This is a genomic window from Clostridium sp. HGF2, assembly GCF_964240115.1.
Lineage (GTDB): Bacteria > Bacillota_I > Bacilli_A > Erysipelotrichales > Erysipelotrichaceae > Clostridium_AQ > Clostridium_AQ innocuum.
The window spans coordinates 83,890-108,433 of sequence record NZ_CAXSSO010000003.1 but is presented as its reverse complement, the minus strand read 5'-3'; the positions used below and the strand labels follow the sequence as shown (position 1 = coordinate 108,433).

Below are 24,544 nucleotides of genomic sequence, written 5' to 3'. Positions count from 1 at the left end.
CATTCCCCGTTTGCATTGCCATACCATGAACAGCCTGTATAATCCGTGTTAGCCCAGTGCTTCCATAAATTGTTCGGTTTCCAGCTCCTGCAGCTCACCCTGTGCAATATACAAAACAGAATCAAACACCTCCTGTATAAACAGCCGGTCATGGGATACAGCCAGAATACAGCCTGGAAAGTCCTTCAGAATACGGCGTATGACAGGACTTGTCAGCGGCGACAGATTCCGTGTCGGCTCATCCAGCAGAAGGACATTGCAGCCCTGCTTAATGAACCGCAGCAGATACAGCTTCGCCTTTTGCCCTTCACTCAGCTGATATACGGAATGCTCCATCTCCTCTCTAGTGAACTTCATCCGTCCGAGCAATTCCCGCGCTCTTGTTATATCGTCCCTGTCACAGGCTTCCAGCAAAAATGTCACCGGTGTGTCCTTTGCTGAAAATGCTTCAGCATAATTCTGCGGCATATAGCCGAGACGAATATCCGTATGAGATTTCAATACTTTATGAATTTCCTTCATCAACAGACTTTTTCCACATCCGTTTTCACCGGCTATCACTGTCTTCTGTCTACCATAAAGTGTTATGTGAATATCCTGCAGAAGCGTACTTACGTCTGTTTTCAATTCCTCCAAATGAAACTCAAGGATACGTCGGCTTTTCGGAAAGCCTTCACACTGGAAGAAAACATCAATCGCCTCCTCCACGCTGTCCACATGCGCATAGCCCTCCTTCTCCAGCCTGCGATCCTGTGCCTTCAGATTTCTCATTTTTGTCTTTAGGGTAGCCGCATAAAACGGACTGCGCACCGTATCGTTCTGCGCATCATGCACCGCATTCATAAAGTCATTCAGCTTCTCTTTTTTCCTGCGGTATTCCCGCCTCTGTGCCGATGCCTCCTGTGCCTCCTTTTTTAGACGGCTGCACCTCTGCTTCACATATTCCTCATAATTTCCGTGAAAAATTGTATGACGGCATTGGGTTTTCTTATTCAGCTGCTCCAGATGCAGGATTACAGTTGCACACCTGCTCAGCAAAATTTCATCATGCGATATGAACAATACAGGAATGTGCAGATTTTTCAAAAAATCCTCCAGCCACTGTAAAGTTTGAATATCAAGATCATTGGTTGGCTCATCCAGCAGAAGCAGCTTTGGCTTACGCAGCATTAGCTTCAACAGCTGCAGCTTCACCTTCTCTCCACCGCTTAATGTTCCTATCCTCTGTTCTCCATACAAAAGTTCATTTTTTAAACCCAGCTGTGCGCACAGTGTTTCACAGCCCTGCAGATCATTGTATCGCTCCGGCTGGATTTCATCTTCACTTTTTTCCTTCAATAAATAATCAAAAAGAAAAGCATCCTCCCATTGTCTGGAAAGCTGCTGTTCAAAATATCCTATTTCTTTATAATCTGTGTCAATTTCACCACTCACAGTTGCATAGTCTTCAATTAGATTTCGGTTATAAACCGCCTTTAGCAGTGTGGATTTTCCATTCCCTTCCTCGCCGATAATTCCTACCTTATCGTCATTTCCCAGGGAATAATTCAAATCGTTAATCAGTGTGTGATGTTTACTATCATGGATAGTAAGGTGCTTTAGAATAAGCATGAGCATCGCCTCCTTTTAAGCAGGCTGTAAGCAGATAATTGACACATACGAAAAAAGTTTATTTTAAACAGTTCGTTTGCTGGGTCTCTTATCTATTTGCTCATCTTCTCACTCTCCATTCCTCTCTATTCTAGTATCGTATGCATTTACTGTCAAGCCCAAAAGTGATTTTCTCAGGACTAAATGAAAAAGTGTTTTGATTCTGTAAACCATATGATAGAAATGCCTTAGACTCTATATAGATCATATGGCATGAACTCATTAAGGGATAAGGCCTTATGACACGTAAAAGAAAAAGAGATTTCTTCAGCTGATTTCTCGGCTGTTCAAAATTCCGTTATTCTTCTTCAAAAAGATATCTGGTTTCAGGTATGCTATATCATTAAGCTATGCGCTTTTTTCCATTCTGCTATTGTAATATAAAGGATATGCTCTGTAAGTGTCTGTTGAATAAGTGGCCATTCCCTTACCTCACTGCGTAAATAATGGAAGCCGCATTTCTCCTGTACACGTTTGGATTTTTCATTACCGTCGAAATATCCGCACCATAATGTTTTTAACTGACAGTCCTCAAATCCAAAGCGCATAAGCTCCTTCACCGCTTCCGGTATCAGTCCCTGACCCCAGTACGGTTCTCCGATCCAATAGCCGATTTCTCCTTCATCATCCGCAATCGCCAGATTACTCTGCTTACCAATCATCAGTCCGATGCTTCCCACAGGCTCCATGGTTTCCTTCAATACAACAGCAAAGGTATTCGGCGCAGACAGCACAGTCCGTATGATTTCCCGGCTGTTTTCCACACTTTCATGCACCGGCCATCCCGCTTTTGGACCGATGTTTGGATTTTTCGCATACCGATAGCAGCTTTCCGCATCCTCAACCTGCCATGGACGAAGAATGAGTCGTTTTGTTTCCAGCATAATCTCCCTCTTTTCTGTAATTCTCTATATTATATCAAATATCCTTTTATTAGCAAGAAAAATAAGGCAATACTACAGCCCTTACGCATCCATCTGTATTATGTTTTCATGCAAAAGATAACTTCCTATATTTTCAGATGACTTATAGGAAGATATGAGCGGAAATAAGAATTCAAGGAATATATTCAGATGTGGGATTCTTTTTCTATATTCAGCTTCATTTTTGCTATAAATTATCCACTTCCTGCTTTGTTTAATCAGTACGTTTGTTTTAGGTAATTCTGAAGCCTATTAGCAGGGCTTGTTATCGCTCAGCGCTAATGTATTCAAAACAAGGATGCCCCTGCAGCTTCCATAAAATCGAGGAATTCAAAAGCCGTGATTACTATCCGATATTGCCTGCATACGCTGAATATAGTTACAGCATATCCTGATGCCTGCTATTCTCTGAGAATTTCACAGGTATTTAAATCATTCAGACTGTGAAAACGAAGGCTCTCTTTTTGAAGAAGATAAAGAAAACCTATTTCGGTCTGTTTCTACTAGCAATATGAATCCTGCAGCCTGCCATAAATATAAAGACATTTTCCATCCGGCTGCTAAACAGCCCTTTGAAAAATGTCAAATATTCTCTTTAAACAATATATAAAGCATGCTTACTTAGTTTCCGTGCCGGTAGAATGTTTCCATTCCTCTATGGTAAGACTCATGATATGTCCGGTAAGTGTTTTATGAAGCAACGGCCATTCTCTTACCTCAGACCCTGCATAATGAAAGCCGCATTTCTCCTGTACACGTCTGGAATTATGATTTCCTTCAAAGGAACCGCACCACAGTTTTTTCAAACAGCAGTCTTCAAAGGCATATCGTATCAGACATTGAACTGCCTCCGGAATAAATCCCTGTCCCCAGTACGGTTCCCCCAGCCAGTAGCCGATTTCACCCTCATCAGCTGCATTTGTCAGATTACACTGCTTTCCGATCATTAAACTGATATTGCCAATGGGCTCCATATTCTGCTTCAGCACAACGGCAAAGGTATTCGGTGCGGACAGCACAGTCTGAATGATCTTACGGCTGTTTTCCACACTTTCATGCACCGGCCATCCCGCTTTGGGACCGATGTTTGGATTTTTCGCATACCGATAGCAGCTTTCCGCATCCTCTATCCGCCATGGTCGAAGGATAAGTCTTTTTGTTTCCAGCATAATCTCCCTCTTTTCTGTGATTTTCTATATTATACCAGATTCCTTTTTAATGACAAGCAATCGGCAGAAGGAACAGACACAGAAAGAGCTGTTATGAGAATTCATACCAAATAACAAAGCACCCTTAACTTGGACATTCATACTATTTATTAGTAGCCTTTGTTTAATTGCATATTTCGAAAAACAGGGACAGCAGAAGATAAGAAGATTCTTACTTAATTGTGGTAAATTCAAAATATGGAGAATTCAGCATACTTATATTTATCAACAGAATTCATAGTCTCCCTTTGTAAATGCCTGAAAGTAAGAAAAATACGATAAGAACACCTGTTTATTCAGATTAAGGAAGCTGCTACTTCAGTCGAAATTGCTCAATCCGTTCGATTGCAGAAATCAGGGCATTGCGAAAACCAAGACGCTCCAGCTCTGCAACTCCCTGAATCGTCGTTCCCTTCGGAGAGCTTACGCGATCCTTCAGCTGTCCCGGATGCTGTGGATGAACCAGTAGCTGCTTTGCAGTGCCAGTCATCATCTGCGCACAAAGCCGGTAAGCAGCCTCACGTCCAAGCCCATATGCCACTGCACCATCCCCCAGCGCTTCTATAAACATTGCCGCAAAGGCAGGACCGCAGCCTGCCACGGTTGCACCAATTGTCATTTGATCACTTTCCAGCTTTTCTATGAAGGCAATCGCGGAGAAAAGCTGTTCAACGGCCGCAGCCTCCTCTGTTTGCAGAGAATTTCTTTGTTCCCATAAAATGACACCTTCACAAACGGATACCGGCATATTGGGTATAATGCTCAAATGATGTGTATGTGGTGGAAGCAGTTGTTCATACGTTTCAAAGAACATACCGGCCGCAATAGAAACTACAGCTTTTCCCTGCAGGTGCTCTTTCACTGTGGAAATCGCCTCACTCATCTGCGCTGGCTTCACTGCGAGCAGGATGATGTCACATTGTCGTACCATATCAATTGCATGTTTGCATGCATGCATCCCTCGTACTTCTGTATTTCTGCACAGCTTATCCCATTGCCTGGCACAGGCATACAGCTGCTCTCCTTTTACAATTCCACTCGCAAGCATTCCATCTGCCATGGCCTGTGCCATATTTCCAAATCCGATAAATCCTATGTTTTGTTTCAAATTCATCACCTCTGTATATCGTATGCAGAAAACGACAGCTGTGCACTGTCGTTTGGTAAATTCTGAATTTTATATCAGTTATTTCATCCACCGCTTCAGTGTTGGAAAATACTGCGTCATCATTTCCCGCGCTTTATCTTCACTCATCCCCGGATTTTCCTTAACCATGACAGGAACACAGAATTCAATCATTGCCTCCATTGTACAATCTGATGTAAATTCACCATGTTCATAACAGTATTTACAATAGTCCACAGACCTTGATCCGTCCTTTTCCGTTCCATATAACTCCTTTGTATCTCCCATTGGCATTCCACAGCACTGACAATATCTCTCTTCCATGATATGTCCTCCTTTATATGCCCACATGATATCATGAGAAATATGACAGCAGCCTGTCCTATTCCAAAAGAAATGACTCTATTTTTCTTTTTTCATATAGAAATTTGTCAACAGCTGTCCCTGACGCTCCACCTGCTGTGCATAAATCAGCCGATAGCCACGCTGCAGGAAAAAATTCCTTGCCGTTATCGATGCATGCACTGAAAGAGTAGGTGATGAGGTTTCCGTTTCCAGCAAATCGCAAAGCATCGTGGCGATTCCCTGCTTCTGATGCTGATGGTGAACATAGAGGTGATCCAGATAACCGATTTCATCCATATCCGCAAATCCTACCATTTTCTGATTGCTTGTGGCAACAAGAGTGGTATGCGCCAACAGCGCACTTTTCATTCGCTTCTCCTTGACACCCAGTACCCAGGCCGAAATCTGTTCAGTCGTATAATCCCTGCTGTTAATATTTCTCACGGTATCATAAAACAGCCGCAGCACCTCTGCAAAATCTTTTTCTTGAAATGTACGCAGCTTTACATGATTTCTGCTTTCCATACACCGACTCCTTTCTTATACCGGGCTGCATTGCACAGCTTCAGCCTCATTTCAAATCTGTCATCTAATATGCATCCTTTTTTTATGGTATCTATCGCATATATTCAAAAGCTTAGCAGATTCTAATAGAAAAGTACAGGAGTCGATGCAAGGAAAAGGCATGCAAATATATAAAGAATCATGGAAAACATAGCAATCATAATTCTTATAAACGTATTGAATGCATTATCTCCTGGACTGCCTTACATACTGCAATAGGAAAAACAGCAGTCCCATTCCTGCGATGATCAGGATATGATCCAGTGTATTGGTCGTATGTCCGCCATAGCTGTAGACAAGGCCGAACTGCTTTTTGAATGCAGTCAGATGCTCCGGCGGTATTGACTGAAAGGTTTTCGTTAAGACATCATCCATCATGATATTGCGAAACAACGCGGCACAATGACTCGGTGGAAACAGCGATATCACGGTTTGAAGCAGCTTGGGAAGTGCTCCTACCGGCACATAAATCCCCATAAGAAATCCGGATAGTGTGCCGATAATGGTCGTGACATTGCTGAAGGATGTTGCACTTTTAAAAAATGACATGAAGAAAAAAAGCATTGCCGTACAGGCCAGGATAGACAGCACCATGCATGCAAGCACCTTTAACAGTGCGGACAGTGTTAAGAAGGAGCCTCCATAAGCAACGATATAAAGCTCTCCGATTATCAACGTTACAACGGATACCAGAAATGTTATACATATGGTAGAGAGGAGATAGGCGCCGGTAACCTTCATTTGCGAAATGGGCGCAATATAAAAGTCATTGAGTATGGACCTGCTTTTATCCTCGATAATAATTCCAAGTACACTTAAAGAGGTTGTCAGCGAAACAATTCCCAGAGTTCCTGCCATGATCCAGGTATCACTCAGTTCTCTTGCCGTATCCGGGAAATCCTGCTTTAACGGCTGGATCATCATGTCACCTAAAAAGCATACATACAGTCCCAGTACAACAAATACTGCCATAAAGGAAAAAAATACTGAGGTCTTATCCTTGAAAAACAGCAGCATATTCCGTTTTATTAAAGAAATCATATCTGTTCCTCCTGAAGCATTTGCAGATAAATTTCTTCAATATTACCGGGATGGTTTTCAAAGCGCTGAATATAGCGTTCGCAGAGGCGCAGGACAGACATCGTTTTCAGCATACCTCCCGTGTGTATGCAGAAAGCCTCGTTTTGCTCATGAAATGGTATATGGTGTCGGTTTAATTCTGCAATCAGCTGTGCTTTACTGGCCGGATAAAGCAGCAGCTGCTCTGCGGCATACTGTTTATGTACCTCCTTCATAGGCTTATCAAAGATGATGTTTCCCTGCTTGATAATACACAAATGATCAGCAATTTCAGCCTCTTCCATATAATGTGTGGTCATAAATACGGTCATATGACGTTCCTTATGCAATGCGCTGATTGTGTCCCAGAGCTGCTTTCTCGCCTTAGGGTCAAGACCGGTGCTCGGTTCATCCAATATGAGTATTTCCGGTTCCGGAATCAGTGCTCTGGCTATATCGCAGCGTCTTCGCTGACCGCCGGAAAGGGTTCCTACCGGCTGATGCATAATATCGTGCAGCTCACATATGTCACATAGCTTCTGTACACGCCGGCACGCCTGTTTATATGGCAGATGATAGAGGGCACTGCGCAGGATCAGATTCTGTTTGACTGACAGCAACTCATCAAGGACACTGTTCTGAAAGACGATGCCGATACCTGATCGAATACGTTCATCCTCCTGTCCCAAACGGAAGCCATTGATTATAACCGTCCCGCTGTCCTTTTTCAGCAAGGTGCTGAGAATGGAGATCGTTGTGGATTTTCCTGCGCCGTTTGGACCCAGAAAGGCAAAGATTTCCCCTTTATTCACCTGAAAGCTGATGTTTTTGACAACCGTTGTTCCCTGATAGGATTTACAGAGCTGCTCAACGCGGATACTTGTCTCCATGATATTCCCCCTTTACAAAATGCATGCTTCAGTGCAGTATATGCAAATCAAGAGGGAGATATTTCACAGAATACATGCTGTAACAGTGGTGTCTTAGGCTTCATAAATGATATCGACTATAACAGAGCAAGGAGAAAATTGCTGGTTTTCAGAACATCTTATCCATCATATGAAAGACACAAGGTTCTGCAGGAGAAGAGAAAACGGCCTAAGTCCTTTATGTAAGTAACATAAGCCATGTTTTCTCATAACGATTTTTTAAAGACAGTCTAGGGGTACATAAATATATGGTCTTCTGCCTTTTACCACATGGATTTGCAATTACATGCAGTTCTCCACATATTCAATGCCATGCTCTTGGCACCATGCAATCGCCAGATTTCTGTAATAATCTGCCTGAAAATCATACCATTGCTTAGTAATTCCCCTTCTGTTTACCATATCCTTGAATCTTCGAAACGCTCCACGTCCCTGTATGACTTGTTCCAGTTTATCAGCATCTTCACCTTTTAATGTCTGAATAAACTCTTCCATAATATTATACTCATGGATTTCAAATTTTGTTGGAAGCCTAAAAAAACGCTCAGGGTTATCTTCAATTTCATTTTCCAACCCCTCATTATCCATACCGGTACTTAATTCATCAGCAAGCAGCACACTTTTTCCAGTTTCTAAATCTAAAAAAAATGTAAAATTATCATCTGCCATTTCAATCGCCTCTATAATGGTACTTATATTAATCTTCATCTTGACATTCTCCTATTCCATTTTAAATGTGTTTTCTATTCCATATCGAGCATAACATAATTTTTTATTAAAATACAAATAAAAACAGTATTTTTGAATAGACAGAAATAGATTAAACTTCACAAATATCATAGGTATATTATTTCTATCTGCTAATAATTCCGCTAAAAGTTGAAGATTTACCCATTATCGAGTAAAACTTTTTTTTAATATACAACTTCGTCTTCTATGATAATCGAATGATATTTTTCACAAATTTCATCAAAACAATCCTTACAAAGATCACCAGATAATACTCCATCTTCTTTATTGCTAAAAATATCATAATACTCTCTACACTCATTCAATACATCATAAAGACCATATAACTCATTTGTTTTCTTTAAACATCTAGCACATCTACATCCATCAAAACATGCAATCGCTTCATACCTATTTCCATCACAATAATTTACAGCATTTCTTGTGGTGTATAATAAATCTTTCGCAACACTAAATTCAATTTTCCCTTCATCATACAACTCTAATACCTTTTTAGACACTGAATTTAATCCATGCCCAATACTATGACAACTCATATTTTTAGCTCCTTATTCTTTTTATTATCATTAATCTAAATATATCATATTTTTTTATTTTACTGCAATGCTTTATTATAAAATTGTATGATCTTCCTTTGGTAAAGCATTTAGTTTTTTTCAAGTATACAAATTCTTTACTAATCTGAAATAAGGATAAACATCATTTTTCATTTATTACTTTCATTGATTACTTAACCCGCTTCTTCCAACATCTTAATACACTTCAACTAAATCGATTTCTATTACCTTATTAGAAAGTTCTTTAAAATATGCAATTTGAATATTTAAACTTGAACGTTGTTCTTCTACATTTTTACCTACTCTACAATATACTGCAATTTTTACTACTTCTTTCTTTTTATTTTTAACTGGTATCTTCTCTACATGTATCATTTTTTATCATCCTTATCACTCCAATCTTAACATATGAAAACGATGCAAGTTATCATCAACAACTTACATCTCTATAAAACTGATTTGATTTTTTTCTGTTTCGCAACAGAACAATGGACTCAACATGGCACGAGAGGACAGGAAGAATGTCAGGTCGAGAAAACCGTATGTGGGAATTGCTCAATCCCGATTTAGAACGATTTTTGAGTACAGTGCGTTTTTCATAATCTTACCATAAATCATGAGATTCTACAATCAGAGTCACAGGCAAAAAACAGCACTCAGACCTTCAATATCCTGAGTGCTGTTTATTTATAATTTCAAAGAATCAATCCATTCCTGGATCTCATCTGTATCCGCACTGCCCGAAAAGCGCTTTCCTTCAAGCCAATTGGCGTTCGGTGATAATGTCTTTAAATTTTCTGTGCTTTTGCTGATTCCGCTGCCTCCGGAGGTGCAGAAATTTGCCAGCGTCTTGCCGGAAAAATCATAGTTCTCCATAAAGGTATTCATAATTCGTGGTTCCATTCCCCACCAGATAGGATGCCCGATCAGCACAACTTCATACTGATCCATATTCTCAATGCTGCCGGAAATAGACGGTCTTGCATTTTTGTTCTGCTGTTCACGATTTGCACGGCAGTTATCATCATTATAATTAAGATCATCCTCACTATAGGGTTCTGCAGAAATGATTTCAAAGTAGTCTGCTCCCGTAACTTTAACTATTCTCTCTGCTACAGCTTTTGTATTCCCTGTTGCAGAGAAACATACGACAAGAATTTTTGTATTATTTTCCGTCTGCTCGGAAGCCGTATTTGATTCTTCTGCTTCATTAGAACTCAATGCAGAAGGTTGATTCGTATCGTTATCGGCTGTTGACGAGCTTTCCGTACCACTTGCTGCACAGGCAGCAAGTGACAAAATAAGAATCGCGGCTATAAACAGTCCCATTATCTTTTTCATAAAAGCTTTTCCTCCTATTATACGGACTCGCCAAGCTGATATGCTTTTTGCATATGTACGGACTCTTTTGTCATTTCCGGTGTACCACACCCCGCACCAAGTACCATTCCGCAGTTTTCAAAATTCATATAACGGCATAGTTTTTCATAATGGCTTGCGCAATATGGCATAACATCCTCATTGTCATCCCAGGCGGCAGTAATGAGAGCCGCTTTCAGGTGTTTCCCTGACAATTTCATTGTGTAGCTGTAAAATCGATCAATCACCATTTTAAGCTGTGAACTGACACCAAAGTAATAGATCGGTGTTGCAAAGACCACCATATCCGATGAAAGCAGGGTATCTCTAATCGTTTGATTGTCGTCCTTATGAACACACTCTCCGTTCATACCACAATGCCCACATCCCAAGCACGGATGCATATCCATATGTGCAGCGTCCAAAACTGTGACGTTGTGTCCTGCTTCCTTTGCACCTCTTATAAATTCCTTTGCCAGCGTATTGGAAGAACCGCTTTTATGCGGACTTCCCTGTAAAACTGCAATCTTCATTTTCAAAACCTCCTGCTTATTCATCTTTCAAAATAAGGGTTGCCATTATATTTCCCTTACCGAGTACCTTTTTCAGCTCCTTCTCCGTAAGATTCACCACTTTTCCAAGCCTGGTGAACTTCCAAGTGTTCGGCGCATAATAAATCACCAGCAGATTTCCCTCGGAGAGAATAACATCTCCCGCCTTTATGGTAATCTGCTTATCGTTGCGCGGCAGCCTTGTACCAAGATTACCAAACTTCTCCATATGGGCGTAATCCTTCATGGGAATTGTAATGGACCCCTGACGAAGTAATTCTTTCATTGCATCGACGGAACTGTTCTGTTCCAGTTTGATTTGGATGGCTGTTCCATTCACTTCCATAATCATCATTGCTCATATCCTCCGTTTACAGGCTGGTCAGCACCGGGTTATTCAGATAGTCATACAGTCTGTCGATTTCACTTGGCTTTGAGCAGTCCAGCATAGACGGCATATTTTGATTCAGTTCTTCAATTTGCTTCATATCATCACTATCCAGTTCAAAATCCCAGACCGCCATGTTTTCTTCCATACGGTTTTTGTGAACCGATTTTGGAATGATAACGACACCCTGCTGAATATCCCAGCGCAGAATAATCTGCGGTACGGTTTTCTCGTGTTTTTCTGCGATTCTTTGCAGCACAGGTTCTGTAAACATTCCTTTTAAGCCTTCCGCAAATGGCGCCCACCCTTCAGGCTGTATCTCAAACTTCTTCATAATCGCAAGTTCTTCCGTTCTTTGATAATGCGGATGACGTTCAATCTGATTTACCATAGGTCTGATTCTTGCGTTATAGCAAAGATCCATCAGCCTTGCGCCGTCAAAGTTGCAGACGCCGATGGCACGGATTTTTCCCGCTTCGTACAAATCCTCCATTGCCCGCCAGGCGCCATAGTAATCGCCAAGAGGCATATGGATCAAATACAAGTCCAGATAATCCAGTCTCAACTTATTTAATGATTCATAGAAAGCCTGTATGGTCTTGTCATATCCCATCTGCTGAATATAGGCTTTTGTGGTGATAAACAGTTCTTCACGCTTTACCATGCCTGCGGCGATGGCTTTCTTTACTGCACTTCCTAACGCTTCTTCATTTTTGTAAGAGCTTGCTGTATCCAGCAGGCGATAGCCCGCTTCAATGGCATCCAGGATAACCTGTTCGCACTGCGTATCCGGCACCTGAAATACACCAAACCCTTCCATCGGCATTTCAATCCCATTGCTTAATTTTACATTTTCCATTCTAAGTTCTTACCTCCTTCATTCGCTGTGATTATTGATTTTTCCATTCCCATTTTCAAAAGTATTGCAACAAAACCGACTGCAACAAATATGAATGTTCCCATCAGTGCGTAGCGTGTATCCATCGCCGTAATAAATAACCCACAAATAAATGTTCCAAATGTGGTACCGAGATTCGCTGAGGTCAGATACAGCCCGTTGGAAAACTCCGGTGCTTCCGGTCCTGCTTGGGTAATCAGATACTGGTTCACATTGGAATTGATTCCTGCCAATGCTCCGATAACTACGATGCAAATTGCTGTGGCAGCCGTCAGTCTTCCCGTCAGAAACAACCCGATATATGCCGCTGCCAAAGCAAAGGGCAGGACAAATGTTGACAGCTTTGCATTCACTGTGAGAATCTTTCCGGCAATCATATTCCCAACAATATTTGCGACGCCGTAGAATATCAAAAACAAACTGATGGTGGATGCGTCGATTCTTGTAATCGTTCCAAAAAAGTCAGAAATGTAACTATAAAAGCCGAATATTGCACCGTTTAAAAAGACAACAATAACAATAGCTAAAAACATAGAAAGCTTTTTCAGTACACCAAGCTGCTTCCCATAGGATACCGTTTCTGTTGCAGGCAAGGACGGAATAAAAAAGATGGTCAGGACAAAGGCAATCATGTTCACCGCTGCAAAGAACACCATAGCGACTGTAAAGGAGGAGTTCGCCGCAATCAGATTGGTAACGGGTACGCCAAGCACCATTCCCGCTGATACGCCGATAAATACCTTTGCTACGGCCTTTGCCGATTCTTCCGGCTTCACTGCTTTTCCGGCTTCCGTTAATGTCATTGACACATACGCCGGATGAAATGCGGCAGGTACGATACGCGCAAGCATCAGTACCGTAAAATTCGGCGCAACTGCCGAAATAATATTTGTAATGATGAAAATTCCGCCTGAAACCAGCATCAGCGTTTTCCGGTTCATTTTAGAGCAAATTAGCGGCATAGTCGGTCCTGCTACGGCTACCACAAGTGCAAAAGCACTAACCAGCCAGCCTGCTGTGGCTATGTTTACCTGAAATTGCTCTGCAATCATCGGCAGGATTCCTACGATCCCCATTTCCGTATTAAGAATTCCAAAAACGCCGAATGTAAGTATTAAAATCATTCTACTGCTTTTCTTATCCATTTCCGCTTATTCTCCCGTATATATTGAAACCGTAATCGTACCGCTGAGCTTTTCAATATTCTCCTTACCGGAAACAACCTCTCCAAGTCCATACAGACTGCCGTTTGGATTGCAGTAATCATAAAACATTACCACGTCTCCCCAAGGAGAATAGTAGGACAATGTTCCTGCCTCACCGCTGCTTAAAGGCGTATCTGAGGTATCAAGCTTCTGCGGCGGATAAAAGGTCATTTCATTGTTACTGAAAGGTTCCACCTCCATCGTTAAGGGCAACTGCTCATAAAGAGTCTTTGCCGCATTGCTGTTATTCAGTTCATATATGATTTCATTGTCTGCTGATTTTACTGAGATTTTCATCGTTTCTTCCTCCTCGATATTATTGGATTCACTTTCTGTCAGATTTTCTACTTCCTGACTTTGTGTTTCGTCCTCTTTATTTCGCACTTGTTCTGCTGTGCTGCTTTCATCGGCTATGCTTTGTGTGGATGCAGGGCTTTGACACCCTGTTACACACCACATCAAAACAGCAAAAATCAGCAATATGGTCATTTTTCTCATACGCATATCCTCACGCTTATTTCAGGTTTTTACGCAGAAAACTTTCAATTTTATCAAACGGGATTCTGTCCGTTCTGTCATAGAGGTCGATATGCTCCGCATCCTCTACAATATAGAGTTCTTTCGGCTCGGCAGCTCTCTCATACACCTGTTCGCTAAAGAAGCGTGACGCTGCTCTGTCGCCTACGATCATCAGGATCGGACGAGGAGAGATTTCGTCTACATGGTCAAGCAATGAATAATTCATAAACGACAAATCGCTTGTTGTGGTGAACCCCGCCTGTGCATTTGGATGATGTCCTCTCTTGACACCATAAAAACGATAAAATTCATCGGATACAGGATCAAGACCTTCGGGGACCTTATCCATAGGCTCTTCGGGAAATGACGGAATCCACTCCGGACAGCCGTTCTTTGCATCAATCCAGCGCTGAGCAGACAGTCTTTCTTTGTTTTTCTGAAGCGTTTCTTTGTCTGTACCCAGTCTGGAAGTCGCACTCATATCATACATACTTGCTGTGATAACCGCTCTGATTCTGGTATCCACCTGTGCCGCTGACAAAGAGAATCCACCGCTGCCGCAGATTCCGATTGCAGCAATCTTATCTCTGTCTACAAAAGGAAAAAGTCCAAGATAATCTACGCCTGCGCTGATGTTCTCGCTGAACAAATCGGGTGAGGACACATGGCGGGGTTCTCCGGCACTTTCTCCCATATAACAGGGATCAAAGGTCAGCACAACAAAGCCTCTCTGTGCCAGCTCGTTTGCGTATACACAGGGACCCTGTTCTTTCACGCCGCCGTAAGGCGCGCCCACAACAACAGCCGTATACTTTTTGCTTTTATCCATATCCTTCGGAGTATACAAATCTCCTGCAAGGGTAATTCCGTAGCGGTTGTTGTAACGAATGTGTTTTCTTTCAACCTCATCACTCAATCTGCAAATGTAATGACTCATTTTTTATCATCCTTTCATTTTACTGTTATATTTTTTATGCAGTCAGACTGCGTCCAAACTGATATAATTCGTCCAGTTTTTCTGCTGATTTGTTCTGCTCGCCATAAGCTGTGAACACACCGAGATCTTGAAGCTTCATATACTCAATAAACCCATAGTGGTATGAATAAACCGCTCCATCGTAAACATCATCTGCGCCTGAGCTTAAAATAAGCGCCGCCTTTTTCAGATTTTTAGGAATCCCGATGTTATAGGTTCTGGTAATGGCACATTGAAGCTGACCGGAGATATGCAGATAATAAACCGGAGATGCCAGTACAATCATATCCGCCTGCTCAAAGTGCGGATAAATCTTCTGCATATCATCCTCCTGTATACAGTTTCCGTTTCCTTTGGTGTGGCAGTATTCGCAGCCCAAACATCCTGCAATCTTCATATGACAAACCGAAAAAACATCAATCTGATTTCCGGCATCTTTCGCTCCCCGTATAAATGCATCCACCATAGCCGCCGTATTCCCCTTCGGACGGGGGCTGCCGTTTAAAACAAGTATTTTCACAAAAACACCTCCTTAATCCGCTGCTGTAACAGTAATCTCAATAGCTTTTGGCAAACCCTTAAGATCGTTTACATCTTTCATGGCTTACTCCAACCTTTCTATTCTGAGTATACTGTAACGGCTTAACAATTACAATCAGTTATTAATAATGATTTACCATCGTTGACAGGAATGATTATGTCGCGTATAATTAACCTAATTAAAAGAAGTGAAAGCATCGGGAGGAGCCTTTATATATGATTGAAACAAGATTGTTCCACTATTTCCTTGCCATTGCAAGAGAAGAAAATATAACAAAAGCTGCTGAATCTCTGTATGTCACACAGTCCACACTCTCCAAACAGATGATGGATTTGGAACAGCAGTTGGGGAAACAGCTTTTTATACGCGGAAAACGGAAAATTACCCTGACGGAAGAAGGTATTTTTTTGCGCAACCGGGCGCAGGAAATTATGGCACTTATTGAAAATACGGAGTCTGCTCTTCAAACAGATTCTACACGCCTATGCGGAGATATCACCATTGGCTGCGGTGAAACCATTGTGATGGATTATATTGCCGATCTGTTTTCTGCATTTCATACACAGTACCCGGAAGTAAAATTCCATACTCACAGTGGAGACGCTGACACTGTTTTGGAAAGATTAGATAAGGGATTAGCGGATATGGGATTGCTACTCGGCCCAATCCGACAAGAAAGGTACGACTTCCTCAACATACACAGAAAAGATATATTTGGTCTTTTAATGCCTGCAAACTGCATATTGGCTGAGCAGGAGTTTATCAATATTGACCAGCTAAAAACACTGCCCCTGATTATGGCAGAGCAAACCTTTTCCGGTCATCAGGAGTTAGACTGGTTCGGAACAGATGAATCTGTGTTAAATGTAGTTGCAACCTACAATTTAATTCATAATGCCACTTACTTAGTAGAGCGAGGTATCGGTTACGCACTCTGCCTTGATCATTTAGTAAATACTGCAGGAAGAAATTTGGCTTTTCGCCCTATCACCCCGGAATTGTCTGTTGATTTGTATATCGTAACAAAGAAATATCAGGCATTCTCTCCGGCAGCCAAAGCTTTTTTGAATTTGGTAAAGCAAACCACTTCACACCAAATCAATCAAGTGTAAACAGAATATCTATATAAGCAAAGTAACAAGCACCCTGCAATGCTGCAAGGTGCTATAAATATGTTCCTCAATTTTATAAAACTGTGACTTGACAATCATGTCATTTAGAGTTTATATAGCAGCGGCGGGGTTTCTCCGACAATAAAAAACGTCATGGCAGACTGATGTGTTCCAGCACACCAATCCTGCACTAAGGTGAGTTGACCACCCAGCACAACCGCAAAAGCGGCACCACGACAAGGCTATTATATCGTATTTGTTGCAGCTGCACAACAAGCAAATAACAGCGCGTGCATGGGGAAAGAGGATTCCATCCTCCGCCTTTGCATGCGCTTTTGAAGATACGGGAAATACCCGACCCTATAAACGAAAGGTCGGGATAATATGAACATTTTTCAGAACACGGACAGTTTTTTCGACTGTCCAGACGGCGGTATCACAGAGAACTCACTGCTGTCAATTTTTAAACTGGCAAAGCAGATTCGTCTGCGGCTTGGCAAACAAAGGTATTTGCTGGATCACTACCTCTCCACGATTTTTGAAGGAATGAGCGGCGGCCAACTTGCCTTCGAATCTGCTGATGAGGGGTTTCGAACAGGAGGTGAACTGCAAGGCCTGCTGTTTCACGTTCTGGATAGAACAGAACCACAGCATAAGCATCAACTCTACCCACGAATAAAAGAACTTTACGAGCAGTATGCAGACAAACTGATTTTCCAAGAACGCTACACCAATCTTTCCATACTGCTTCTCTTTTTGGCAGACGAAGCAATGGTGGACTCCACAGGAAAGTTTGTAAAAGAGCAAGTGACTAATATTGGCGGCTCGGTGGATATCATACGAGTGCAGGAAATTTATGACCAAATTTCCCATATAGCTGGTGAATCAATGCTGGAGGAATTAAACCAACGGATAAAGCAGCGATTTATTATTGCACCAGCTTCTGCTTTGTTTACACAGGGATTTACGGATGAATTACTCTACAAACTAACCTATCGTGACATTGAGACCAGCAGACAGATGTTCCAGCTTCTTCTGGATATCATACCGTCAGATACGGAAGAGGTATAGGCTCGTGGAAAATTATGAACTTTTAACCAAAGAACAGATCAATATCCTTCTGAAATGCTATTATTTAAAGAAATACACAAGAGTCGCTGAAACGGAAAGCCTAACCACTGCCAAAGTAAAACGCATCAAAGAAAATGCTCTTCGGTCAATCCGTCTGGCGTACAGCAAATCGCATATACAGGGAATAAGATTTGATGGGAAGACTGTCCTGCAGCATATGGCTAAACGCTGCGGCATGACAGAAAATAATCTTTTGAAGGTATTTGATAAATATATAGCAGAGGGACTGACTTCTCAAGAGAAGCGATATTGGGAACGGATAAGAAAAGCGGGAAATGTCCCTACAGCAGCGGAACTGCTTGACTTTATTTATGACAAGTTCGAAGTGGACATTGAAGGAGGCATCTAAATAAAACCTTTAGACAGTCCAACCAATTCATAACTCATATTCAGCAAGGGAGCGCACACCCTCATTAGGTGGCGCTCCCTTGATTCTCTAATTGTTTATATTTCCGTCTGAATGATATTCTCTCTACAAATATTTCTTAAACGCCTTTTTCATCTTCATTGCAGCATCCATCGCCCAATTAAACTGTTCAGACCATTTATCCTTATTATCAAAATCCGCTTCATGGATCACCAGAATTCTGCTTGCTTTCTTATCCGGCAATTCTCTCCAGTCCAGTGCCATTCCCATATCCGCTTCGATATCCTCTTTGTGAGAATGAACTTTCTGATAAAGTTCCTTATCATCCGTGATATACCACTCAACGATAATGTTATTGTCTTTCCTGACTTGCAGTAAATTAATGTGGCAAGCAGATGATCCAACACTTAAGGTCATCCAATGGTCAGTGCTGGCTTTTCTTCTGTTAAAGGCCTTAGCAAATTGGACATTATTAAAAGCATATTCGTTAAAGGCAACCCAATAATCATATCTCGCCTGCAGTGTGGGAGAGCTGCTTGTTTGGCGCTTAATTTCTTTCGTCCAGTCATTCGGCTTTTCAATGACTTCAAATTTTACAGCAATATCTGAATCACCGATTTGAAATAACTTAACCTCCAAAAGGAAAAATGCTATATTTTCATCCGTATGGTTGTTCAGCCATTCGATTGCCGCTCTGTGTTCTTCACGGGCGCGCTTCACAACCCAGATTACAATATCCGCCGCTTTTCCTGATGCATATGTAATCAATTTGCCCAGATGGTCATGGTTTGTATCCTCTAGCTGATTCTCAATAATAATTTTTCTGTCTGTTCCGGTTTCAGTCGCATAAATATCCACATTAAAATCACCGACACTCGACTCGGTTTCATCCACGGTAATCTCCAAGCCTACGACATCCGACAGCAACATTAGATTATCTTCTTCCGCAAGCCACGGTGTGAAATCTAAAGCCTCATGAGGCCATACCCTTCTTAAGTCCTTTATTTCTTTTAGCTGCCCTAAATTTATCACTCTAAATTCCTCCTTTCCCACTTTGACATCAATTCCGTACAACAGCCATTTGACTTACTTTTCAGATGCTCCGATTGCTGTCAATAATCCTACACACTCCCACTATGCCAGCATTCCTATGCACTCACCAAGCCAAAATCAAATAATAAGTCATAGGGCAGATTTCAAAATACCATCAATGCATCATCGAAACCTCGCCCTATTTTCAAATTCCCCGGTTGCTCTTGTTGCAAGCCGATTTCCGAGAAATGCCCATTTCATCGGCTTTCTCGGCACTTTTACTTCTCTTTCCGAGTCATTAAACAAACGCACTCCACATGATGTGTAAACGGAAACATATCCAGAGGCTGCACAATTTCTGTACGATACCCCTTCTCCTCCAACAGCTTTAAATCCCTTGCCAGTGTCCCGGGATCACAGGACACATAAACAATCCGTTTTGGCTGCATCATCACCATACTGTCAATCGTCTGTACATCACACCCCTTGCGCGGCGGATCTACCACAATCACATCCGGATGTGCCCCCTGCTCACACAGCTTTTTCGCATAGTCAGCCGCATCACTGCATACAAAATCAATATTCGCAATACCATTCAATGCCGCATTCTTTCTCGCATCACGAATTGCCTGCGGTACAATTTCTATACCCGTCACATGCTTGGCCTGCTGTGCTAAAAACATGGAAATCGTTCCAACCCCGCAATACAAATCCAATACGGCTTCCTTTCCCGTAAGCTGTGCAAACTCCAGAGCCTTTCCATATAATATCTCCGTCTGTCTTGGATTCACCTGATAAAAGGACTTTGAGGATATGGAAAACTTCAAATCATGGATACTGTCAGTGATAGCACGCTCCCCAAACAGCAGCTGTTCCTTATCCCCCAAAATGACATTATCATCCCGCACATTCAGATTTAATATGACACTCTTCACAAACGGCAATGCCGCAGTCAGCTCCTGCACCATCTCCTTCCCATGCGGAATCTGAAAGGAACGCACAATCCAGACAACCATTACCTCATCACTGGAAAATGCATGCTTGATCAACAGATGACGAAACAGCTTCGCATTCTGATACTTCTCAAATAATTTACGCATTTCCTGTAATACCGCATTGATCCGTTCACTCTGAATCAGACACGTATCCGTATCAATGATGGCATTGGAATTGATACGATAAAAGCCGGTAACCGTTTTACCTTTCTCAACTCCGACCGGAATCTGCCCTTTGTTGCGATAATTGGTATAGCAATCCTGCATCCCCAGCACATCCTGCACCTCAATATCAAGGTGTGCTATCCGCTGCATCACATCCTGCACCTTCTGCTTCTTAAACCGCAGCTGCTCCGCATAGGACATATGCTGAAGCTGACAGCCTCCGCACTGCTTTGCAATCGGACAGGGGGGAGCAACACGCTGTGAGGATGTTTTACTTCTTTTCATCAGCCTGCCATAGCCAAATTTCTTTTTTGCCATCGTGACAACCAGCTCTCCCGCTTCCCCCTCCAGCATGTCCTTCACAAACAGCGGAAAGCCGTCTATCTTTACAACCCCGTGCCCGTCGTGCGTATATCCGCTGCAGACACCATATACCTGATCATTTTTCTTCATCTTCTCACCTCATTGAAAAAAGGGCAGGCCGCCCTTTTACTTGTTTTTCTTAGCTGCTTCTTCCTGCTGCTTTAACAGCTTTTCTGCGACGGATTTATTTTTCGGAGATGAAGGTGTAGAAACGTTCGGCTTCTTCGCTGCCGCTGTCTTCGTCTTGATCTTATAAATCTGATCATCCGCAGAATGCTTGTCATCCGGAATGAAATTATAAACATGCACTTCCAGATCATACATCTTATCGGAATCGTTATTTGTAAAATACTTCTTGATAGGAAGAATATCATTCACCTTATCATAGGCTTCATTCATAATACTCTTCACCTTGGCACTGCTGGCATCATCCTTAGTATCAATATTGATACGCAGGGTAGCACTGATCAAATTGACTTCAACGCTTTCAACACCATCCAGCTTCATTGCGGACTTCACCTTGTCCAGCTGCTCTTCTGTTATGGCCGGGTTCAGTGAATTGTCAAAACGGCTGCCGACCGTAGGACTTCCGCTGCTCTCCTTGGCACTCAGATAAATCCATCCAAGCAGCAGTACAGGAATCAGAATAACAATACCGGCAATCCAGTATAGTATCTTGCTCTTTCCGCCGCCTGCTTTTGTTTTTTTCTTCTTTTTACTCATGGGGTTCACTCCTGACTATATAGACAATGAGCATACTCCTTAGGAGTCATGCCTGATTACACGATTGTGTTTCTAGTATAGCACATTTACCAGTATAACACAAAACCGCGAGAATTACAGCGGGAATCTTCTTACGATTTCCTAAAATTGACAGCTTCACAGACAGGCTTTTTCAAAAGCTACCCTTCAATATATAAGCCGGTGTTTCGCATAGCATCCGTGCCTTACGCTCGCAGGCTTCATCACCGGCTGGCGCAACAGAATGCTAGCGCTTTTTCAACTCCTCCTGAATCAGCTTATTCGTCATCGCCGGATTCGCCTGTCCCTTGCTGGCCTTCATCACCTGACCAACCAGGAAGCCGACAGCACGATCCTTACCGTTTTTGAAGTCTTCAATGGATTGCGGGTTGTTATCCAGAACAGCGCTGACCATGGCAAGCAGCTCACTGCTGTCACTCATCTGCTTCATACCCTTTTCTTCCACGACCTTCTTCGGATCCTTGCCCTGCATGATGTCCTCAAACACAATTTTTGCCTGCTTGCCGCTGATTTCACCGGCATCCACCATATTTACCATATCCGCAAGATGCTTTGGATTACACGGATTATCCACCAGCTTGATATTTGCCTTATTCAACGCAGCTGTAACCTCAACGATCACCCAGTTTGCTGCCTTCTTATAGTTCTTTGTATACTGACATACCTCATCGAAAAAGTTGCTCAGCTCACGATTGGCAACGAGTACATCAGCATCGTATTCCTTCAGTGCATAATCGTGCATATAGCGTGCCTTACGCTCATCCGGAAGCTCCTCCATATTGTCCTGAATGTCTTTGATCCATGCCGCATCCAGACGAATCGGTGGAATATTCGGTTCCGGGAAGAACTTGTAGTCCACGTTTCCTTCCTTTTTCCGCATCAGAATCGTTGTTTTCTGCGTTTCATCATAACGACGGGTTGCCTGTACGACTTCCTCACCGTTTTCCAGCAGCTCCCTTTGACGTGCCACCTCTGCATCAATCGCCTTCTGTACATTGGAAATGGAATTCAGGTTTTTGACCTCGGTTTTGGTACCAAGAGCTTCACTGCCCTGCGGACGTATGGAAACATTGACATCACAGCGCATGCTTCCCTCTTCCATTTTAACATCACTGACTCCAAGGTAATACAGCATACTTCTCAGCTTTTCCACATAGGCAGCTGCCTCTGCCCCGTTTCGGATATCCGGTTCACTGACGATTTCCACCAGCGGTGTTCCCGCACGGTTGTAGTCTACCAGTGTCCCCGCATCACTGTGAAACTGCTTAGCGGTATCCTCTTCCATATGAATACGGTTGATGCGGATATCCTTTTCCCCGTCATCCGTTTTAATGGTGATGACACCGTTGGAGCCGATCGGGTGAAACTGCTGGGTTATCTGGAAGCCCTTTGGAAGATCGGAATAATAATAGTTCTTGCGATCAAACTTCACCAGCGGATCGATTTCACACTTCAATGCCGTTGCGGCCAGAATTGCCAGACGCACAGCATCCTTATTTACACAGGGGAGTGTTCCGGGATGTCCCAGATCCACTTCATTTACACAGGTGTTCGCTACCTCTCCAAAGGATGTCGGTGCCCCAGAGAACATTTTTGTTTTGGTTTTCAGCTCGCAGTGGATTTCAATCCCTATGACTGTTTCGTATTTCATGCGTCTACCTCCACATCATTACCTTTTAATCCTGTTTCCTCTTCAATCGCCAGTCCGATATTAAACAATGTCTGCTCATCAAATGCCTTCGCCGTCATATTGATACCGATCGGCATACCTTCCGCAAAGCCGGTCGGCATGGTCATGCTCGGATATCCGGAAAAGTTGCCCAGCACCATATGATTTTCAGCCACATTGTTATCTGCCCCAAGATGAGAATCCTTGGATTCCTCTGCCAGCGGCGCGATTGTTCCTGCAGCAGAGGCAATGACAACATCGCTGTTGGCAAGAACACGGTTCAGCTCCTCCACAATCAGGCGGCGAACCTTCTGCGCCTTGCGGAAGATCTTATCCTGATTTTCCACAAACAGAGAATAGCTTCCGATGACAAAACGCTTGCGTACATAGGAACAGAAGCCCTTTGTCCGGGTGTTGATCATGACATCCTCCACGTTTTCTCCAGCCTCACGCATACCAAAACGGATTCCATCCAGATTGGAATGGTTGGCTGTAGCCTCGGCATTCGCAATAATATAGTAGGTAGGCATCAGTGCCTTCATCAGCTTATCATCCATGCGCACATGTGTAACAGTAGCACCGCGTGCCTCCAGCTTCTTCATCAAAGCGTCAAAATTCTCACGGATTGCAGGATCTGCAACCGCCTCCTGTACATTATCCAAAACAGCAATTCGCTTTCCGCGAAGGTCATGATTCAGGTTAGCAGCATAGGCCTCCACTGCACGGTTGGATGAGGTCATGTCACGGTCATCGCGACCAGCCAGCACCTCCAGTGCAACCGCTGTATCCTGTACGGATGTGGTAAAATAACCCACATGATCCAGACTGGATGCATACGGAATGATACCATAGCGGGAGATTCTTCCATAGGTTGGCTTCATGCCGATAATCCCCTGGTATGCGGCCGGCTTGCGCACACTGTCACCGGTATCCGTACCAATGGCAAACGGAACGACTCCAGCCGCTACAAGTGCTGCACTGCCGCCGCTGCTTCCTCCGGAAATTCTGCTTTCATCCCAGGCATTGTTAACTGGTCCTGTGTAGGCATTGCGGTTGGTTCCGCCCATGCCCAGCTCATCCATACTGGCCTTTGCTATTACAACAGCGCCTGCAGCTTGCAGCTTATCAACGATATGCGCATTGTATACCGGGATATAATTATCCAGAATACGGGAGGATGCCGTGGTACGGATTCCCTTCGTATTCACGTTATCCTTTAAAACAACTGGCATGCCATACATCGCTGCATCTGCGCCGATTGCTTCCAGCTCCTTCAGCTGCTCTTTCGGGTCTACAAAGGTAACAGCAGCATTCAAACGCGCCTGTGCTTCCTTCGCTTTTTCCAAAGCCTCGTAAACGCGGCCCTCCACATCCTGCTTTCTCGCTCTTTCAAAATCCAT

General features: G+C 42.9%; 27 protein-coding genes. 3 read left to right on the top strand and 24 right to left on the bottom strand.

Features of this window, described 5'->3' with window-relative positions; translation table 11 throughout:
• Window positions 1-48: 48 nt before the first annotated feature.
• The 19 genes from ACESPQ_RS07070 to ACESPQ_RS06980 form a co-directional block, all read right to left on the bottom strand.
• Complete coding sequence (locus ACESPQ_RS07070) at window positions 49-1,611, bottom strand: ATP-binding cassette domain-containing protein (RefSeq protein ID WP_373144160.1); 1,563 nt, start codon at window positions 1,609-1,611, stop codon at window positions 49-51.
• Between the two features lie 374 nt (window positions 1,612-1,985).
• The gene (locus ACESPQ_RS07065) at window positions 1,986-2,537 is read right to left on the bottom strand and encodes a GNAT family N-acetyltransferase (protein WP_373144243.1); all 552 of its coding nucleotides are present in this window, start codon (window positions 2,535-2,537) and stop codon (window positions 1,986-1,988) included.
• A 653-nt stretch (window positions 2,538-3,190) separates the two neighbouring features.
• Window positions 3,191-3,745 carry a GNAT family N-acetyltransferase gene (locus tag ACESPQ_RS07060; protein WP_373144242.1) on the bottom strand — a complete coding sequence of 185 codons (555 nt, stop codon included), beginning with the start codon at window positions 3,743-3,745 and terminating at the stop codon, window positions 3,191-3,193.
• 349 nt (window positions 3,746-4,094) lie between these two features.
• On the bottom strand, window positions 4,095-4,895 hold the full coding sequence (proC, locus tag ACESPQ_RS07055) for a pyrroline-5-carboxylate reductase (protein ID WP_373144159.1): 801 nt from the start codon (window positions 4,893-4,895) through the stop codon (window positions 4,095-4,097).
• A 72-nt stretch (window positions 4,896-4,967) separates the two neighbouring features.
• A complete protein-coding gene (locus tag ACESPQ_RS07050) occupies window positions 4,968-5,231 on the bottom strand; it encodes a zinc ribbon domain-containing protein (RefSeq protein WP_373144158.1) in 264 nt (87 codons plus the stop codon).
• A gap of 78 nt (window positions 5,232-5,309) precedes the next feature.
• Complete coding sequence (locus ACESPQ_RS07045) at window positions 5,310-5,777, bottom strand: GNAT family N-acetyltransferase (RefSeq protein ID WP_109771322.1); 468 nt, start codon at window positions 5,775-5,777, stop codon at window positions 5,310-5,312.
• 225 nt (window positions 5,778-6,002) lie between these two features.
• Entirely contained in the window at window positions 6,003-6,857 is an 855-nt protein-coding gene (locus ACESPQ_RS07040; RefSeq protein ID WP_109771323.1) for an ABC transporter permease, read from the bottom strand.
• On the bottom strand, window positions 6,854-7,765 hold the full coding sequence (locus tag ACESPQ_RS07035; protein WP_257328373.1) for an ABC transporter ATP-binding protein: 912 nt from the start codon (window positions 7,763-7,765) through the stop codon (window positions 6,854-6,856). Before ACESPQ_RS07035 ends, ACESPQ_RS07040 begins: the two co-directional genes overlap by 4 nt.
• Window positions 7,766-8,086: 321 nt before the next feature.
• Window positions 8,087-8,512: a UPF0158 family protein gene (locus tag ACESPQ_RS07030; protein ID WP_002607552.1), complete on the bottom strand. Its 426-nt coding sequence runs from the start codon at window positions 8,510-8,512 to the stop codon at window positions 8,087-8,089.
• A 206-nt stretch (window positions 8,513-8,718) separates the two neighbouring features.
• Window positions 8,719-9,090, bottom strand: a complete 372-nt coding sequence (locus ACESPQ_RS07025; protein WP_373144156.1) for a hypothetical protein — start codon at window positions 9,088-9,090, stop codon at window positions 8,719-8,721.
• 216 nt (window positions 9,091-9,306) lie between these two features.
• Window positions 9,307-9,486: a hypothetical protein gene (locus ACESPQ_RS07020; protein WP_373144155.1), complete on the bottom strand. Its 180-nt coding sequence runs from the start codon at window positions 9,484-9,486 to the stop codon at window positions 9,307-9,309.
• Between the two features lie 312 nt (window positions 9,487-9,798).
• Entirely contained in the window at window positions 9,799-10,452 is a 654-nt protein-coding gene (locus tag ACESPQ_RS07015; protein ID WP_373144154.1) for a flavodoxin, read from the bottom strand.
• Window positions 10,453-10,469: 17 nt separating this feature from the next.
• Window positions 10,470-11,003 (bottom strand): flavodoxin family protein, encoded by a 534-nt coding sequence (locus ACESPQ_RS07010; protein WP_373144153.1) that lies wholly within the window; start codon window positions 11,001-11,003, stop codon window positions 10,470-10,472.
• 16 nt (window positions 11,004-11,019) lie between these two features.
• Window positions 11,020-11,376 (bottom strand): cyclophilin-like fold protein, encoded by a 357-nt coding sequence (locus ACESPQ_RS07005; protein ID WP_373144152.1) that lies wholly within the window; start codon window positions 11,374-11,376, stop codon window positions 11,020-11,022.
• A gap of 16 nt (window positions 11,377-11,392) precedes the next feature.
• A complete protein-coding gene (locus tag ACESPQ_RS07000; protein WP_373144150.1) occupies window positions 11,393-12,268 on the bottom strand; it encodes an aldo/keto reductase in 876 nt (291 codons plus the stop codon).
• The gene (locus ACESPQ_RS06995) at window positions 12,256-13,452 is read right to left on the bottom strand and encodes an MFS transporter (protein WP_373144149.1); all 1,197 of its coding nucleotides are present in this window, start codon (window positions 13,450-13,452) and stop codon (window positions 12,256-12,258) included. Before ACESPQ_RS06995 ends, ACESPQ_RS07000 begins: the two co-directional genes overlap by 13 nt.
• A 6-nt stretch (window positions 13,453-13,458) precedes the next feature.
• On the bottom strand, window positions 13,459-14,010 hold the full coding sequence (locus ACESPQ_RS06990) for a cyclophilin-like fold protein (RefSeq protein WP_373144148.1): 552 nt from the start codon (window positions 14,008-14,010) through the stop codon (window positions 13,459-13,461).
• A 16-nt stretch (window positions 14,011-14,026) separates the two neighbouring features.
• A complete protein-coding gene (locus ACESPQ_RS06985) occupies window positions 14,027-14,968 on the bottom strand; it encodes an alpha/beta hydrolase (protein ID WP_373144146.1) in 942 nt (313 codons plus the stop codon).
• 34 nt (window positions 14,969-15,002) lie between these two features.
• Window positions 15,003-15,527 carry a flavodoxin family protein gene (locus ACESPQ_RS06980; RefSeq protein ID WP_002607568.1) on the bottom strand — a complete coding sequence of 175 codons (525 nt, stop codon included), beginning with the start codon at window positions 15,525-15,527 and terminating at the stop codon, window positions 15,003-15,005.
• Window positions 15,528-15,763: 236 nt separating this feature from the next.
• Here ACESPQ_RS06980 and ACESPQ_RS06975 point away from each other — a divergent pair, with 236 nt between their 5' ends.
• From ACESPQ_RS06975 to ACESPQ_RS06965, 3 genes are all read left to right on the top strand, one after another.
• Window positions 15,764-16,660, top strand: a complete 897-nt coding sequence (locus ACESPQ_RS06975; RefSeq protein WP_373144144.1) for a LysR family transcriptional regulator — start codon at window positions 15,764-15,766, stop codon at window positions 16,658-16,660.
• A 384-nt stretch (window positions 16,661-17,044) separates the two neighbouring features.
• Window positions 17,045-17,731, top strand: a complete 687-nt coding sequence (locus ACESPQ_RS06970) for a hypothetical protein (RefSeq protein ID WP_373144142.1) — start codon at window positions 17,045-17,047, stop codon at window positions 17,729-17,731.
• 4 nt (window positions 17,732-17,735) lie between these two features.
• Window positions 17,736-18,140, top strand: a complete 405-nt coding sequence (locus ACESPQ_RS06965) for a hypothetical protein (RefSeq protein ID WP_373144141.1) — start codon at window positions 17,736-17,738, stop codon at window positions 18,138-18,140.
• Between the two features lie 123 nt (window positions 18,141-18,263).
• Here ACESPQ_RS06965 and ACESPQ_RS06960 read toward each other — a convergent pair whose 3' ends face one another.
• The 5 genes from ACESPQ_RS06960 to ACESPQ_RS06940 form a co-directional block, all read right to left on the bottom strand.
• Entirely contained in the window at window positions 18,264-19,190 is a 927-nt protein-coding gene (locus ACESPQ_RS06960; RefSeq protein ID WP_373144140.1) for a DUF4268 domain-containing protein, read from the bottom strand.
• Window positions 19,191-19,468: 278 nt separating this feature from the next.
• Window positions 19,469-20,803 carry a 23S rRNA (uracil(1939)-C(5))-methyltransferase RlmD gene (rlmD, locus tag ACESPQ_RS06955; protein WP_373144137.1) on the bottom strand — a complete coding sequence of 445 codons (1,335 nt, stop codon included), beginning with the start codon at window positions 20,801-20,803 and terminating at the stop codon, window positions 19,469-19,471.
• 36 nt (window positions 20,804-20,839) lie between these two features.
• Window positions 20,840-21,436: a hypothetical protein gene (locus ACESPQ_RS06950; protein WP_002607584.1), complete on the bottom strand. Its 597-nt coding sequence runs from the start codon at window positions 21,434-21,436 to the stop codon at window positions 20,840-20,842.
• 265 nt (window positions 21,437-21,701) lie between these two features.
• Window positions 21,702-23,126, bottom strand: coding sequence for an Asp-tRNA(Asn)/Glu-tRNA(Gln) amidotransferase subunit GatB (gatB, locus tag ACESPQ_RS06945; RefSeq protein WP_002607585.1), 1,425 nt, complete (start codon window positions 23,124-23,126; stop codon window positions 21,702-21,704).
• A complete protein-coding gene (locus tag ACESPQ_RS06940; RefSeq protein ID WP_002607586.1) occupies window positions 23,123-24,544 on the bottom strand; it encodes an amidase family protein in 1,422 nt (473 codons plus the stop codon). Before ACESPQ_RS06940 ends, gatB begins: the two co-directional genes overlap by 4 nt.